Source organism: Chryseomicrobium aureum, assembly GCF_043182735.1.
GTDB lineage: Bacteria > Bacillota > Bacilli > Bacillales_A > Planococcaceae > Chryseomicrobium > Chryseomicrobium aureum.
Window position 1 is genome coordinate 1,252,515 of the sequence record NZ_CP171117.1, and the last position, 15,222, is coordinate 1,267,736.

The 15,222-nt window shown below is 40.1% G+C and carries 14 protein-coding genes; 12 read left to right on the top strand and 2 right to left on the bottom strand.

Annotated elements, in window-relative coordinates; genetic code table 11:
• Positions 1-122: 122 nt before the first annotated feature.
• Positions 123-1,397 (bottom strand): MFS transporter, encoded by a 1,275-nt coding sequence (locus tag ACF3OH_RS06620; protein WP_204589207.1) that lies wholly within the window; start codon positions 1,395-1,397, stop codon positions 123-125.
• A 118-nt stretch (positions 1,398-1,515) separates the two neighbouring features.
• Between ACF3OH_RS06620 and ACF3OH_RS06625 the strand changes: the two genes are divergently transcribed.
• From ACF3OH_RS06625 to ACF3OH_RS06660, 8 genes are all read left to right on the top strand, one after another.
• Positions 1,516-3,060, top strand: coding sequence for a hypothetical protein (locus tag ACF3OH_RS06625; protein ID WP_392456513.1), 1,545 nt, complete (start codon positions 1,516-1,518; stop codon positions 3,058-3,060).
• Positions 3,057-5,120, top strand: coding sequence for an RNA degradosome polyphosphate kinase (locus tag ACF3OH_RS06630; protein WP_392456514.1), 2,064 nt, complete (start codon positions 3,057-3,059; stop codon positions 5,118-5,120). The genes ACF3OH_RS06625 and ACF3OH_RS06630 overlap by 4 nt, the downstream gene beginning before the upstream one ends.
• A 130-nt stretch (positions 5,121-5,250) precedes the next feature.
• The gene (locus ACF3OH_RS06635) at positions 5,251-6,711 is read left to right on the top strand and encodes a DHA2 family efflux MFS transporter permease subunit (RefSeq protein ID WP_392456516.1); all 1,461 of its coding nucleotides are present in this window, start codon (positions 5,251-5,253) and stop codon (positions 6,709-6,711) included.
• 182 nt (positions 6,712-6,893) lie between these two features.
• A complete protein-coding gene (locus ACF3OH_RS06640; protein WP_204589211.1) occupies positions 6,894-8,069 on the top strand; it encodes an ABC transporter substrate-binding protein in 1,176 nt (391 codons plus the stop codon).
• Between the two features lie 72 nt (positions 8,070-8,141).
• Positions 8,142-9,017: a branched-chain amino acid ABC transporter permease gene (locus ACF3OH_RS06645; protein ID WP_204589212.1), complete on the top strand. Its 876-nt coding sequence runs from the start codon at positions 8,142-8,144 to the stop codon at positions 9,015-9,017.
• Between the two features lie 9 nt (positions 9,018-9,026).
• Positions 9,027-9,989, top strand: coding sequence for a branched-chain amino acid ABC transporter permease (locus tag ACF3OH_RS06650; RefSeq protein WP_392456517.1), 963 nt, complete (start codon positions 9,027-9,029; stop codon positions 9,987-9,989).
• Positions 9,967-10,746: an ABC transporter ATP-binding protein gene (locus tag ACF3OH_RS06655; RefSeq protein WP_204589214.1), complete on the top strand. Its 780-nt coding sequence runs from the start codon at positions 9,967-9,969 to the stop codon at positions 10,744-10,746. The genes ACF3OH_RS06650 and ACF3OH_RS06655 overlap by 23 nt, the downstream gene beginning before the upstream one ends.
• A gap of 2 nt (positions 10,747-10,748) precedes the next feature.
• Positions 10,749-11,456, top strand: coding sequence for an ABC transporter ATP-binding protein (locus tag ACF3OH_RS06660; protein WP_392456722.1), 708 nt, complete (start codon positions 10,749-10,751; stop codon positions 11,454-11,456).
• Positions 11,457-11,472: 16 nt separating this feature from the next.
• On the opposite strand, the gene ACF3OH_RS06665 is transcribed toward ACF3OH_RS06660, so the two are convergent.
• Entirely contained in the window at positions 11,473-11,850 is a 378-nt protein-coding gene (locus ACF3OH_RS06665; protein WP_204589215.1) for a hypothetical protein, read from the bottom strand.
• 58 nt (positions 11,851-11,908) lie between these two features.
• On the opposite strand from ACF3OH_RS06665, the gene ACF3OH_RS06670 reads away from it, so the two are divergent.
• The 4 genes from ACF3OH_RS06670 to ACF3OH_RS06685 all read left to right on the top strand — a co-directional run bounded on the left by ACF3OH_RS06670 (position 11,909) and on the right by ACF3OH_RS06685 (position 15,029).
• Positions 11,909-12,364 carry an OsmC family protein gene (locus ACF3OH_RS06670; RefSeq protein WP_392456520.1) on the top strand — a complete coding sequence of 152 codons (456 nt, stop codon included), beginning with the start codon at positions 11,909-11,911 and terminating at the stop codon, positions 12,362-12,364.
• Positions 12,345-13,868, top strand: a complete 1,524-nt coding sequence (locus ACF3OH_RS06675; protein ID WP_392456523.1) for an amidohydrolase — start codon at positions 12,345-12,347, stop codon at positions 13,866-13,868. The genes ACF3OH_RS06670 and ACF3OH_RS06675 overlap by 20 nt, the downstream gene beginning before the upstream one ends.
• Position 13,869: 1 nt before the next feature.
• A complete protein-coding gene (gene coaW, locus ACF3OH_RS06680) occupies positions 13,870-14,679 on the top strand; it encodes a type II pantothenate kinase (RefSeq protein ID WP_392456525.1) in 810 nt (269 codons plus the stop codon).
• A gap of 149 nt (positions 14,680-14,828) precedes the next feature.
• On the top strand, positions 14,829-15,029 hold the full coding sequence (locus ACF3OH_RS06685) for a cold-shock protein (RefSeq protein ID WP_100352564.1): 201 nt from the start codon (positions 14,829-14,831) through the stop codon (positions 15,027-15,029).
• Positions 15,030-15,222: the final 193 nt, after the last annotated feature.

The window sequence follows — 15,222 nt, forward strand, 5'->3', positions numbered from 1 at the left end:
CACAGTATGTGGCGAACATTGAGAGGTATGTTATGCTCTATGCATAGATGCAGAACGCTTCCTACACAACAATAAAAAAGGAGTTTCTCGTAACATGAGAAACTCCTTATTTGTGTGGCTAATTACTCTTTCACAACAACCGGCGGTGCATGGTGCCCTGGTTCCGGTACGAAACGCAAAATAATGAATCCGATAATAAATAATACAATCAAACTGAACACACCCATTGAAGAATTCCCCGTAACTTGTGCAGTTACCCCAACTAATAATGGGCCGAGTATTGCGGCAAATCGTCCAAAAATATTGTAGAAACCGAAAAATTCATTTGAATTTTGTTTTGGTACCAATTTCCCGAAGTATGAGCGGGAAAGTGCTTGAATGCCACCTTGAGATGTACCGACAAGCATAGCGAGAATAAAGAAGTCTGTAACAGAATTCATAAAATACGCATACGTACAAACAATTATATATACAAAAATCCCTACATATAGCATATTCTTCTCACCAAATTTACCAGCTAAAAAACCGTACAAGAAAGCAAACGGTGCAGCGATCACTTGCGTAAGAAATAAAATCCCTAATAAAGACGTTGAATCGAGTCCAAGGTCTGTTCCGTATGCAGTCGACATCGCGATAATTGTTCCAACGCCATCAATATAAAAGAAATAAGCCAGTAAAAATAAAAACACAGCGCGGTATTTGCGAATTTCTTTAAATGTTGTAAATAACCGCTTGAAGCTTTGACTCACCGGATTCGGTTCACGCGGTACAAAATGAACCTGTTTCACATTTCTAAAAATCGGAATGGAAAACACGATCCACCAAGCAGCTGTAATAACAAATGCAATTTTACTCGCAGTATCCGCAGCTAAGGGTAATAGTCCGTTTTGACTGGCAACGATTATACCCATTGCGATAATAAATGGGAACAAACTCCCGATGTAACCCATCCCGTAACCTCGAGCAGATACCTTGGCCATCCGTTCATCACTGGTCACATCGACGATAAAACTATCGTAAAAGACGTTTGATCCGGTAGCACCTAAAGCTGCAAATGTATAGACAACGAGAAGCATTAACCAATTTTCAAACGGAACAAGTGCTAATGCAAGTGTGAAAATGACACCGATAGAGAAGAACACACCGAAAAATTTCTTTTTGAGTCCTTCATAGTCTGCGACTGTTCCCATAATGGGTCCAAGTAAAGCTAGGATAGTTGTAAAAATAGCGATTGTATAACCTAAATAAGCTGTAGAATCGGCTCCAGCGATGCCGGCAGCTGTTGCGGATTCTTTGAAATAAATCGGGAATATGGCTGTTGTAATGATGAGTGTGTAGGCAGAAGACGCCCAATCATACATGACCCAGCTTTTCTCTTTCTTCGAATACTTTTTCACAAGACCCCTCCCTTTTTTTCATTGTATCGCATCCACATGAATTTCAGGTAAATTTTCTGAAAAATAAAACCTTATGTTCAATCGTCCGGTATAATAAAAAGAAACGGCAGGTGACGACATGGAATCATTACGCGCAATTATTGATATCGGATCAAACTCCATTCGATTAGTAGTCTACAGTTATTCATACGAAAAAGGCTTAGAAGAACACCACAATATAAAAACAGTCGCTCGACTAAGTGGCTATTTAGATGACAACGATGTTTTACACGATGAAGGAATTCAACGACTAATCGAGACGCTTCAAAATTTCATATCGTTCTTAAATGACCTCTCTATCACAAAGCCTGTTGTTGCAGCTACGGCAGCCATTCGGCAAGCGTCTAATCAACAGGAGATTTTAGAAAGAGTATTCCAAGAAACAGGGCTACGCATTGACGTATTATCCACTAAACAAGAAGCGTATTATGGGTATCTAGCGGTTGTATTGACGACAAATTGTAAGGATGCATTGACAGTAGATATGGGGGGCGGTAGTACGGAAGTTACTCTTTACCGTAATAAACAACTCATCCATTCTTATAGTTTTCCGTTCGGTGTCGTCACTTTAAAACGAAAATTCATTTCTGGAGACCTCCCTACATTACAAGAGCGAAAAGCAATTAAGTCGTTTGTAGAAAATCAGTTGAAAGAACAACCTTGGATTGCAGAAGAAGGAAAAGGACTTCCGGTCATTTCAATTGGAGGAAGTGCGCGAAACATTGTCCAAATCGATCAAAATCGAAAAAATTATCCCTTATCCGGAACGCATCAATATGAAATGACGGTAGAAGATTTACGTTCTATAGATTATCTGTTGAAAAAAATCTCATTTTCAGAACGTAAAAAGATTGATGGTCTCTCTTCAGACCGAGCGGATGTTATTGATGGCGCAATTATCACTTTCGAGACATTACTTTCCCATGCAGCAACCTCAACTTTCATGCACAGTCGTAAAGGTTTACGTGAAGGAATCATTATTGAGCAGCTTGAATCAAATAATGAACATACTTTTTTTGTGGATGAAGTCGCATCTAGTGCAATTCGCCATGTTCACGGAAAATTTGCGATCCAATCATCGGAAGATACAGCGCTGATTGACACCTTTCACAAACTACACGATCAATTTGCAGAAGGGGGCTGGATTCAAGAGTGGTCGGATGATCCTGAAATGCTAACCTATGCCTACCAACTGTTCCACTTCGGAAAGCAGGTTGATTTAGAGTCGGCTAGTCAGCATACGTTCTATTTGTTAACGAATAGTACACTAGACGGGTTTACAAATAAACAAAAAGTAAAGTTGGCACTTCTTGCTTCCTATAAAAACAAGCAAACTTTTCAACAGTATATTCAACCGTATCAAGGCATTTTAACTATGCAAGAAATAGAAGAATGTAGAGAAGCTGGTGCACTCCTGCGCTTTGTACATGCCCTTCAAACGACTAAACATTCAAGTGTCCATGATGCAGAACTTGAAGCGGCGGGGGAAGATATTCAGTTAACACTTCAAACACATGGTTCAACGATACTGGAGTCCTATCAAGCAGAGAAAATGAAAAAACATATTGAAAAGCTGATCAATCGAAATGTCAAACTGCGTTTTGAAACGGAGGAACATGCATGACCCAATTCTTGTATGAACATTTTAATAATCGAGAACTCAGTTGGCTTGCCTTCAACGAGCGTGTGTTAGAAGAAGCGGAGGATCCAAAAAACCCTCTATTCGAGCGGTTAAAATTTCTTGCTATCTTCAGTTCAAATTTAGATGAATTTTTTATGGTACGCGTAGCAGGATTACAGGATCAAGTGCGTGTTGGCTTCACAAATAAAGAAGCAAAGTCTGGTCTTACACCTCAAGAACAACTGGACGCAATTGCGAAAAAGACGCAACTTCTCGTAGCAAGACAGATGAAAGTGTACCGTGAACTGATGGAGACTGAACTTCCAAAAGAAGGGCTTCATTTAGTCAGCTATAGTAAGCTAAGCTCAGAGCAAAAAAGAGTAGTGGACTTACAGTTTGATGAAGAAATTTACCCGGTTATCACACCAGTAGCTGTAGATGCCTACCGACCTTTTCCTATACTACTAAGTAAAACGATGAATATTTTAGCGATGATTGAAGATGGGGATGAAGAAGACGCATTGAAAATTGCGATTGTTCAAGTGCCCTCTGTTTTAAAGCGTTTTATTGTAGTGGAAACACAAAAAGATAATCACACAATCGTCTTATTAGAAGATGTCATCATCGGAAACTTATCAAAACTGTTCACTGGCTACACAGTGAAACATGCAAATCCGTTCCGTATTACTAGGAATGCCGATTTAACGATACACGAAGAAGGAGCTCGAGACCTTCTGATTGAAATTGAAAAAGAATTAAAGAAACGGAAATGGGGAGCAGTTAGCCGTCTTGAAGTAAAAGTAAGTGAAATCAAGCAAAAAGTACTGCATTATTTATTGGATGAGCTGGAAATAACTGAAGGTGATGTGTATAAAATAGATGGACCTCTTGATGTCACATTCTTATTTTCATTTACAAAGTATTTTGAACAGAGCTACCCTGCGCTTAGTTATCCCGTCTTTATGCCACAACAACCACAAGATCTTCGCCGGGAAGAAGATGTATTTGTCAAAGCGCAAAGTCAAGATCTATTCTTTTTTCACCCGTATGAATCATTCCAATCCATTGTCGATTTCATTGAAAAAGCAGCAGATGATCCATATGTGCTCGCGATAAAACAAACGCTGTATCGTGTCAGTGGGAACTCACCAATTATTAAAGCTTTAAAACGCGCTGCAGAAAATGGGAAACAAGTGACAGTGCTTGTTGAGTTAAAAGCTCGGTTTGATGAAGAAAATAATGTGATTTGGGCAAAAGAGCTTGAAAAAGCAGGTTGCCTTGTTATTTATGGTATGCATAATTTAAAAACACACTCAAAAATCACTTTGATCATTCGTCAAAAACACGGAAAGATTGAGCAATTCGTTCATCTAGGAACTGGAAACTATAATGATCAGACGGCAAAAATATACACTGATATGAGTATTATTACGACAAATAAAAAGATAGGGGCCGATGCTACAAAGTTTTTTAATTATTTGAGTGGCTATATGGATAGACCGGATTACCAGAAACTAGTCGTCTCGCCATTTGAAATCAAAGATCGTTTTGTGGAATTGATCGATGAAGAAATTGAGTTTCAAAAAACATTTGGAAATGGACATATTAAGCTCAAAATGAATTCTCTAACGGACAAAGATCTTATTGAAAAGTTGTATGTTGCGTCACAAGCTGGAGTGAAAATTGACCTTGTAGTGAGAGGGATTTGCTGTTTACGCCCTGGAATTAAGGGAATTAGTGATACGATTACAGTTACAAGTATTGTAGGAAGATTTTTGGAGCATTCCCGCATTTATTACTTCCATCGAAACGGTGCATCGAAGTTGTTTTTATCTTCTGCTGATATGATGACGCGTAACATGATCAAACGAGTAGAAATCCTTTTCCCCATTTTGTCACCGTCCATAAAGAAGAGAATTCTCTCGATAGTAGACATCGAGTTAAAAGACACAGTAAAAGCTAGAATTCAAAACGCAGAAGGTGTTTACACTTATAAAAAGTCTGATGAAGTCATTCATGCTCAAAATTACTTTATGAATGAAGCAAAGAGAAAACATGAATAATTGATACAGGGGTCTGCTGATAACTCAGCAGACTAGTTTATTGATAAATATTTCGATATACAAATAGTTTGAAAAGCTAACTACTTTAGTGTACGATGGACAGATGGAATTTTAGAAAGAAGGAACCCCTATGAAAAAACCTCCGTACGGAATGATTGCCATCTTATTCATTGGAGCATTTGTTGCTTTTTTGAATAATACACTTCTTAATGTCGCGCTTCCGACAATCATGATTGAATTTGATGTTACTCCGTCCCAAGTCCAGTGGTTGACGACAGGATATATGCTCGTGAATGGGATTTTGATTCCTGCGTCTGCCTACTTCATACAAAAATTTAAAAATAAAACGCTATTCATTACAGCGATGAGCTTGTTTTCATTGGGTACATTAATTGCGTGGATTGCACCTGGATTTTGGATCCTAGTTGCAGGTCGAATGATTCAAGCCTGTGGGTCAGCAATCATGATGCCTCTTTTAATGAATGTCATGTTGATTGCATTTCCGATTGAACGCAGAGGGACAGCGATGGGTATATTTGGTCTTGTAATGATTATGGCACCTGCAATTGGCCCGACACTATCTGGATTTATAGTTGAAAACTACAGTTGGCGTGTATTGTTTGCAGTAATATTACCATTTGCTTTGATTCCATTAGTACTTGCCATCTTTAAATTGAAGAACATAACCCCTCAGCGTGAAGTGACACTTGATAAATTTTCTCATGTATTATCGAGTGTTGGGTTTGGAGGGTTATTATATGGATTTAGTGTAGCTGGAGATGAAGGGTGGACGTCGTGGATCGTAGTAGCAACATTAGGTTTAGGAACAATCGGACTCGTTTGGTTTATTCTTCGACAACTTCGATTGCCTGAGCCTTTATTGGAATTTAGAATTTATAAATATCCAATGTTTGCTCTAGCATCCGCAATATCCATCGTCTTATCAGCAGCGATGTTCTCTGGAATGATTTTAACCCCCCTTTACGTGCAGACGATACGAGGATTCAGTCCTTTAGATTCTGGTTTGTTGATGTTGCCCGGTGCACTAGTTATGGCAGTGATGTCCCCTATTACGGGTCGCCTTTTTGATGCATTCGGCGCTAAGTGGTTAGCAATCAGTGGTCTTTCGATCTCAGCTATCACCACCTTTGCTTTAAGTGGACTGACACTAGATACTAGTTATGCATCTATTATGTTTCTTTATACAATGCGGATGTTTGGGTTTTCCATGATTATGATGCCGGTTATGACAAACGGACTGAATCAACTCGACGCTGTTTTATATCCACATGGTACAGCGATGAACAATACACTGCAGCAAGTATCAGGAGCAATAGGGTCGGCCATCTTCTTAACCATCATGAACGCTCGTATGTCTAAGTGGATTTCAAATGAAATTGCGATACAACGACAGAGTGGGGAATTTCCAGTTGATGAGGGTGCTCAACAAGTTGTTATGGAAGAACTGAGCCGGGTGGGGATGCTTGAAGGAATTACATTTTCATTTTTTATTGCAGCGATTGTAACTATTGTCGCATTAGTCTTATCATTCTTTATAAAAAGAGTAGTACCAAAGCGCGAGGCTATATAAAACCTCGTGCTTTTATTTATGTATACTGATATATTCATTAAATTTTCTAATAAAAAAGAAAAATTTATGTAGACGAATGAAAAAGCATCTATTACAATGAAGTTGTTCAAACAAGTAAGACAGTTTTGAATTGTATAAATAGATAAACAATTTAACTGTCAAAATTAAATGGGGGTCATGAAATGAAAAAATCGAAATTTGCTTCCTTGTTCTTAGCTTCAACGATGGTACTTGCAACACTGGCAGCCTGTGGTGACTCAGAAGGCGGCTCGTCAGGTGATGGCGATACGATTAAAATTGGAGCAAACCTTGAGTTGTCAGGTCCTGTAGCTTCTTATGGATCTTCAGAACTTGAAGGGATTGAAATGGCAATTGAAGAAATCAATGCCGATGGCGGAATCGACGGAAAAGAAATTGAACTTACGAAGGTAGATAATAAATCAGATGCAGCTGAGGCAACAAACGCTGCAATTAAGTTGACTGATCAAGATAATGTACTAGCAATCATTGGTGCTGCAACTTCAGGTAATACTGTTGCTCAAGTACAAGTGGCTGCTGACTCTGAAACACCACTTATTACACCATCTGGTACTAGCCCAACAGTTACTGTAGCTGAAGATGGCTCCGTGAATGAATATGCTTTCCGTACATCATTCATTGATCCTTTCCAAGGAACAGTAGCAGCAAACTTTGCAGCGAATGAACTTGGCGTTAAAACGGCAGCTGTATATGCAGATAACTCTTCTGACTATGCTAAAGGTCTAGCGGCATCATTCATTGAAGATTTTGAAGCAGCTGGTGGTACGATCGTTGCACAAGAATCGTATGTAGCAAAAGATACAGACTTCCGCTCAACATTAACTCGCCTAGCTTCAGCAGATGCTGAATTCGTATTTATCCCAGGGTATTACGAAGAAGTAGGTCTAATTGTTAAACAAGCACGTGAACTTGGCATCGATGTACCATTGATGGGTGCTGATGGTTGGGATTCTCCAACAATCGTTGAACTTGCTGGTGCAGAAGCACTGAACAATACGTTCATCATCAATCACTACTCTGCTGAAGATCCAGATGGAAAAGCAAAAGAATTCGCAGATAAATTCGAAGAGAAATATGGAAAGCTTCCAAACTCATTTAACGCTCTTGGGTATGACACTGTGTATCTATTAAAGGATGCAATTGAGCGTGCAGGTGAACTTGATGGAGAGAAAATTAAAGATGCACTTGCTTCTACTGAAGCTTTAGAGCTTGTAACAGGCGCTTACTCAGTTGACGAAAACCACCATCCGGTTAAATCAGCTACGATCTTAGAGTTCGTTGACGGAGTTCAAGTCTTTAATACGAAAGTTAACCCTTAAGGGGTGCGTTATTAGGGGGGAGAACGATTTCCCTCCTTTTTCTTTTGGCTCAACATCAGAGGGGGTTATGCTATGGAAATTATCCAGCAGATTTTAAATGGTATTTCCGTTGGTAGTATCTATGCACTAATTGCACTTGGATACACAATGGTATATGGAATTATCAAATTAATTAACTTTGCACATGGTGACGTATTCATGTTAGGTGCGTTTATCGGTTTTTATGCAATTACTGTCTTTCAATTAAACTTCTTTGTCGCATTGATTTTTTCAATGGCTGTTACGGCATTGATCGGAGTATTGATCGAGCGTATTGCTTACAAACGTTTGCGTAATGCAACTCGTATCGCTGCACTTATTACAGCAATTGGGGTATCACTATTAATCGAGTATGGATTTATTTATATTCGAGGAGCGCAACCTGAAGCCTATCCAGATGTTTTTGGTCGCCAGTCGATTTCAGTTTTTGGGGCAACAATCGATGTAAAAGCACTGCTGATTCTGTCGGTTTCTGTAGTGCTTATGATGCTTCTTCAGTTTATTGTTCATAAAACAAAGACAGGAAAAGCAATGCGTGCAGTCTCTCACGACACGGAAGCCGCGAAATTAATGGGAATCAATGTTGACAATACCATTTCAGCAACTTTCGCAATCGGCTCTGCGCTTGCAGGAGCTGCAGGTGTTATCTTCGGTTTGTATTATACAAAAATCGATCCTTTAATGGGTGTGATTCCAGGACTTAAAGCTTTCGTAGCGGCTGTTCTAGGTGGTATTGGAATTATTCCTGGGGCGATGGTCGGTGGATTAATATTAGGTTTAGTCGAAACATTTGTAAGTGCCATCGGGCTTTCATTGTGGCGAGATGCAGCTGCTTTTATTATTCTAATTTTAATTTTAATTTTCCGCCCATCAGGGATCTTCGGAAAAAATTCAAGAGAGAAAGTGTAGGTGGACAAAATGAAAAAACATTCACGTGCGTTTTGGCCACTACTAATTGGAGCTCTTGTCTTTTACGGTATTGTTCAAGGTCTCATCATGGCTGGCATGTTAAATACGTATTATACAAACACATTAATTTTCATTTCGATTAATATCATTCTTGCTGTAAGCTTGCATCTTGTTATTGGAATTACTGGCCAGTTCTCGATTGGCCACGCAGGTTTCATGGCAGTCGGTGCCTATTTATCAGCAATTGTGACGATGAAGTTTGATTTGCCGTTTATAGTGGCGATTATTGTCGGCGGTCTAGTAGCAGCTCTTGCGGGTTTAATTGTAGGGATTCCAAGTCTTCGTTTACGCGGGGATTATCTTGCAATTGCAACGCTTGGATTCGCTGAAATTATTCGGATCATTTTCCTGAATATCGATTATGTCGGCGGAGCAGCTGGAATGCAAGTGAGTAAAATGACAGACTGGACATACACATTCTTCTTTATGTTGATTACTATTTTAGTAATAGTAAACTTTACACGTTCACGTCATGGAATCGCTGCACTGTCTATTCGGGAAGATGAGATTGCTTCCGATGCGATGGGTATCAATACGACGTACTATAAAGTAGCGGCATTTGTTATCGGGTCGTTCTTTGCAGGAGTTGCTGGAGCATTGTTCGCACATAACTTCTACATCGTATTGCCTTCACAATTCGGGTTCTTAAAGTCTGTAGATATTTTGATTTTAGTAGTACTAGGTGGGCTTGGTAGTTTATCAGGAGCAATCATCTCGGCCATCTTCTTAACACTTGTTTCAACATTCCTTCAAGGGTACCCAGAAACACGTATGATCATTTATAGTTTGGTACTGATAATTGTCATGCTATACCGCCCACAAGGATTGATGGGCACAAAAGAAATCACGGATTATTTCCGGGGCTGGACATCAAAAGGAGGGAAAGGCAATGGAAAAGACACCACTACTTGAAGTCAAACAAGCGGGCATCCAATTTGGTGGACTAAAAGCCGTTCAAAATCTTAACATTTCCCTCTATCCAGGAGAACTAGTCGGTCTGATTGGACCCAATGGTGCTGGGAAGACGACAAGTTTTAACTTATTAACGGGTGTTTATGTTCCGACTGAAGGTGATGTGTTCTTCCAGGGCAAGCGCATCAACGGACTTGCCCCTTATAAAGTGACGCAGTCAGGAATCAGTCGTACATTCCAAAATATTCGCTTATTCCGAGATATGACGGTTTTAGACAATGTGAAAGTGGCATATCATGCACTCGCAAAACATACGATGCTTGCATCCATTCTCCGTTTACCATCCCATTTTGCTGGGGAACGTAAGATGGAAGAAGATGCGATTGAATTTCTAAAAATATTCCGTTTGGAAAAATACAAAGATGAGCTTGCGAAAAATCTACCATATGGCCAGCAGCGCCGTTTGGAAATTGCACGTGCACTAGCTGCTAATCCAAAACTTTTACTTCTCGATGAGCCAGCAGCGGGAATGAACCCTCAAGAAACACACGACTTAATGGAACTCATCGCATTTATTCGTCAAAAGTTCGATTTAACAATTTTATTAATCGAGCATGACATGAATCTCGTAATGGGTGTCTGTGAACGCATTTATGTATTAGATCACGGTCAACTTCTAGCAGAAGGTCCGCCAGAAGTGATTCGTAACGATCCGAAAGTTATTGAAGCGTATTTGGGTGAGGAGGTAACAGAATGACAATGCTCGAAGTGAAAAACATCGATGTGTACTATGGGAATATTCAAGCTTTGAAAGATGTCTCTGTTACAGTAAATGAAGGTGAAATTGTATCCCTTATTGGTGCAAACGGGGCAGGAAAGAGTACACTGTTAAAAACTTTATCTGGTCTACTGAAGCCTAAGAGTGGAGGAATCACTTTCCTTGGAAATTCGATTGCTGGTAAAGCGGCACAAGGAATTGTAAAATCCGGCATCTCACATGTTCCAGAAGGACGACGCGTATTTGCAAATTTGACTGTAGAAGAAAATCTTGAACTGGGCGCATTTCTTCGCAAAGATAAAAAAGCGATTGCGGAAGATATGAAAAAGGTATATGATACGTTTCCACGCCTTCTTGAACGGCGCAAACAGATGTCCGGGACCTTGTCTGGGGGAGAGCAACAGATGCTTGCTATGGGTCGCGCCATCATGGCGAAGCCAAAGTTACTACTATTGGATGAGCCTTCGATGGGACTAGCCCCTTTAATGGTAAAGACAATCTTTGAAGTCATTAAAGACATTAACGCTCAAGGAACGACTGTACTTTTAGTGGAACAAAATGCACATATGGCTCTATCGATTGCACACCGAGGGTATGTAATAGAAACAGGTAAAGTTGTATTGTCTGGCTCTGCCCAGGAATTGCAGTCTTCCGAAGAAATTCGAAAAGCGTATCTTGGTGGCCATTAAAAAAATCGCTCACACATCATTGTGTGGGCGATTTTTTCTTAAGTAAATATCGGATTCCTTCGATGATTACACCAAGAACTAATCCTAGAGCAGTAAAAATAAACAGGGAAAGCAATCCTGCAAGTTCTCCAAATTCACCTTGTGTAAATAAGAAGCTACGGAACATTTCAATAAATCCGATAGCGAGACCTACTACGAAGACAATAAATCCGACTTTTAGACCTAAAAATGCAAGTGCACCCGAGAACAGACCTGCAGCTAGTCCATACGCAATAATCGTTACGATATTGGAAGTTGCAAGTTCTTGATCTAAAATCACACCTACACCGAACAACAATAAAAAAAGAGTGATCGACATGACAATCACACCGAGTATTTTATAATTGGCTGTCATTTCATTTCCCCACTTTCATATTTCAAGTATACTAGTAAAAAAGAAAGGATGTAAACGGATGCGACATACTTTTCACCAAGTACTTCATTGGAATTCAAAACGCAATACAATAGGACAAGTGACGATTGCGAACTACACGCATGACTTTTCGATTCCAGCATCATTGGATGGTCCAGGACAAGGGACTAACCCAGACGAGCTTTTACTCAGCTCTGCAGCTGGATGCTATATCATGACACTCGGTGCGATGTTTGAGAGAAGTAACATCGAGGACGCTCACATTGAGTTAAAGTCCGAACTACTAGTTGAAGTCGATGCAGGTACATATAAAGTAAGTGAGCTTCACCATTACCCGACCATTTCTTACGTAAATCTTGAGAAGAGAAAACTCATCGAGCGCCTGGTTCACAAAGCAGATGAAAGATGCATGATCAGTAATGCTCTAAAAGGTAACGTTAAAATCACCATACACCCAACATTCAAGGAGGTAGCTCGTGAAGACAGTATTTTATAATGCTCAATTTTTTACGATGGAAAGTGAAACTGAGTCAGTAGAGGCCGTTTTAGTAGAAGGCGGAACGATTATTCAGACAGGTTCGTTCGAACAATTGAAAGCGCTCGCAGACAAGCAAATCTCTCTAGATGGAAACGTCGTATACCCTGGCTTTATTGATAGTCATATGCATTTGATTGGTCATGGTCAAAAGATTTTATCAGCAGACCTTTCAGAATGCCGTTCAATTCGTGAGATTTTAGATGTAGTTGGTGAGGCACATCCGGTTTCCGGTTGGATAGTTTTAGAAGGTTGGAATGACAATACATTAATGGATAACCGTGCACCGATTTCAGCAGATTTAGATGCACTTTTCCCGGATATCCCGGTAGTTTTAAAACGAATTTGTCGCCATGGGTTGGTTGCGAATTCTAAAGCTATGGAACTTGCAGGTATCACGCATTCTGTTGAAGAGGTTGCAGGGGGAGTGATTGGCCGCGATGAACAAACGAATGAATTAAATGGTCTGTTCTATGATGAAGCTCAATCTCTCGTCACGAATGCAATTCCGGAGTTAACCGTTGAAGATTTAACGACAATTATTCAAAAGAGTATTCAAGACTTACATAAACTTGGTCTCACAGGTGGTCATTCGGAAGATATGGCGTATTATGGACCGTATACCAATCCATTGCATGCATACCGAAAAGGGCTGAATAAATCATTTCGAGTACACTTACTAAGGCATCACCATGTATTTGCAGATATGACCCATGAAACAGGAGATGACTTCCTGTCATTCGGATGTATGAAGATTTTTATGGACGGGTCTCTAGGCGGCCGCACAGCTTGGTTGAGCAACCCATATAGCGATAGTGAGGATACTCACGGTGTCGCTATTCATACAAAAGAAGAATTAATCGAGATGGTTAAGCTAGCTCGTCAACATGAAGCTGGCATTGCAGTCCATGTGATTGGTGACCGAGCAACTGAAGAAATTGTTGAACTGCTTGAGCAATTTCCTGCCCCTCAACAGGCGCTTGACCGTTTGATTCATGTAAATGTGCTCTCAGAACATTTAATCAAACGAATTGCAAAGCTACGTGTTATGTGTGATATTCAACCGATGTTTGTCCCTTCTGATTTTCCGTGGGTAAAAGATCGACTAGGAGAAGAACGTCTTACCTATTCGTATGCGTGGCGTACGCTGTTAGACAACTCCATTGGTTTAGCTGGAGGTTCAGACGCACCTATTGAAACTGCAGACCCTCTTCTTGGGATCCAAGCGGCTATTAACAACCCATATTTACCTGATCAAGAATTAACACCTTTTGAAGCGGTGCGTTTATACACGACAAACGCAGCAGAAATCGCGATGCAGGAAACACAATTCGGAAAGATTGCCCCAGGATTTGAAGCGGATTTCACAGTCGTTTCCGACGAAATAACAAAAGAGTCGATCGTTCATTGCACAATTGAAGCGACAATTGTAAATGGAGAATTGGTTTACAGAAAGGAATTGTAATATGTGTTCTCTAGGAATAGATGCAGGGGGAACCTTGGTCAAGATTGCCTATTGGCAAAAAGACGAGATTGAGACCATTAATTTCCCTGCAACTCGTTTTGATTTAGTTAAAGAATGGATTGGCAAATCTAACGAGAAGCTTCAAATATGTATGACTGGCGGAAGAGCGAAACAACTTGAGACATATTTAGGATCTGAAAACTACCACTATGTTGTGGAGTTTGATGCAACCGTACAAGGTGTTCTTTACCAGTTAAAAAAACAAAACTTACAAATAGAAAAAACCATCATTACAAACATTGGAACTGGAACGTCTATCCATTATTTATCTGGCACCATACACGAAAGGTTAGCTGGAACTGGGATCGGAGGAGGGACTTTGCTTGGCCTAAGTAAAATCCTGATTGGAACTGATCAGTTCGAAGAAATCGTGAAAAAGAGTGAGCAAGGTTCTCGAAAATGGATCGATGTCCGCGTAGAGGACATTTATCAAAACAACCAGCTTCCTATCAAAGGTTCACTGACAGCAAGTAATTTCGGAGCTCTATTAACAGCTGAACAAGGCGTAAATGATGAAAATGACTATGTGGCCGGGATACAAGGAATGATAGGTGAAGTGATTTCTTCACTTGCCATTCAAGCTGCCGATACAAAAGGGTGTACCGATATTATTTACATCGGTACGACTTTAGAAGAGAATGAAATGCTCCAAAATGTTATAGCGTCCTATACAATTTTAAAGGAAAAGAACCCCCTGTTTTTGCCTCAACATGGCTATAGTGGGGCAATTGGAGCTCTTTTGACAATTTGATCATTCTATTTGCATTCTCTCCCAGCTCATGGTATATTGTAATAGAATTATTTTTGTTCGGAGCGTTAGTAGGTGGCAACACTTTTACTATAGTGTTGAGCAAGGATAGTAACAAAAGTGCACACACAGTGCATGAGGAGGATACACACATGGAACAAGGTAAAGTAAAATGGTTTAACTCAGAAAAAGGATTCGGATTCATCGAGCGCGAAGGCGGAGACGACGTATTCGTTCACTTCTCAGCTATCCAAGGCGAAGGTTTCAAAACTCTTGACGAAGGTCAAGACGTAACTTTCGAAATCGAGCAAGGTCAACGTGGCCTTCAAGCTACTAACGTAGTTAAAGCTTAATTCTAAACTTTCAAAGGACCTCTTCGGGGGTCTTTTTTTATGTCTAGATGTGGAGCCGACTGGTCAGAAATTGTGCAAGAAGCCAGCGTGAGCTGTGAAGCGCATTTTGTTTCATAGATTGCGATGGCTTCTTGCGGGATTTCTAGGAGGAGGAACTCGATTCCGCTCTATATATGGAAACTGCCACTCGGGA

What these genes read in the sequence shown, in the direction of transcription:
- ACF3OH_RS06625 (WP_392456513.1), top strand. Translation starts at nt 1,516, where the DNA reads ATGGAATCATTACGCGCAATTATTGATATCGGATCAAACTCCATTCGA.
- ACF3OH_RS06630 (WP_392456514.1), top strand. Translation starts at nt 3,057, where the DNA reads ATGACCCAATTCTTGTATGAACATTTTAATAATCGAGAACTCAGTTGG.
- ACF3OH_RS06635 (WP_392456516.1), top strand. Translation starts at nt 5,251, where the DNA reads ATGAAAAAACCTCCGTACGGAATGATTGCCATCTTATTCATTGGAGCA.
- ACF3OH_RS06640 (WP_204589211.1), top strand. Translation starts at nt 6,894, where the DNA reads ATGAAAAAATCGAAATTTGCTTCCTTGTTCTTAGCTTCAACGATGGTA.
- ACF3OH_RS06645 (WP_204589212.1), top strand. Translation starts at nt 8,142, where the DNA reads ATGGAAATTATCCAGCAGATTTTAAATGGTATTTCCGTTGGTAGTATC.
- ACF3OH_RS06650 (WP_392456517.1), top strand. Translation starts at nt 9,027, where the DNA reads ATGAAAAAACATTCACGTGCGTTTTGGCCACTACTAATTGGAGCTCTT.
- ACF3OH_RS06655 (WP_204589214.1), top strand. Translation starts at nt 9,967, where the DNA reads ATGGAAAAGACACCACTACTTGAAGTCAAACAAGCGGGCATCCAATTT.
- ACF3OH_RS06660 (WP_392456722.1), top strand. Translation starts at nt 10,749, where the DNA reads ATGCTCGAAGTGAAAAACATCGATGTGTACTATGGGAATATTCAAGCT.
- ACF3OH_RS06665 (WP_204589215.1), bottom strand. Translation starts at nt 11,850, where the DNA reads ATGACAGCCAATTATAAAATACTCGGTGTGATTGTCATGTCGATCACT.
- ACF3OH_RS06670 (WP_392456520.1), top strand. Translation starts at nt 11,909, where the DNA reads ATGCGACATACTTTTCACCAAGTACTTCATTGGAATTCAAAACGCAAT.
- coaW (WP_392456525.1), top strand. Translation starts at nt 13,870, where the DNA reads ATGTGTTCTCTAGGAATAGATGCAGGGGGAACCTTGGTCAAGATTGCC.
- ACF3OH_RS06685 (WP_100352564.1), top strand. Translation starts at nt 14,829, where the DNA reads ATGGAACAAGGTAAAGTAAAATGGTTTAACTCAGAAAAAGGATTCGGA.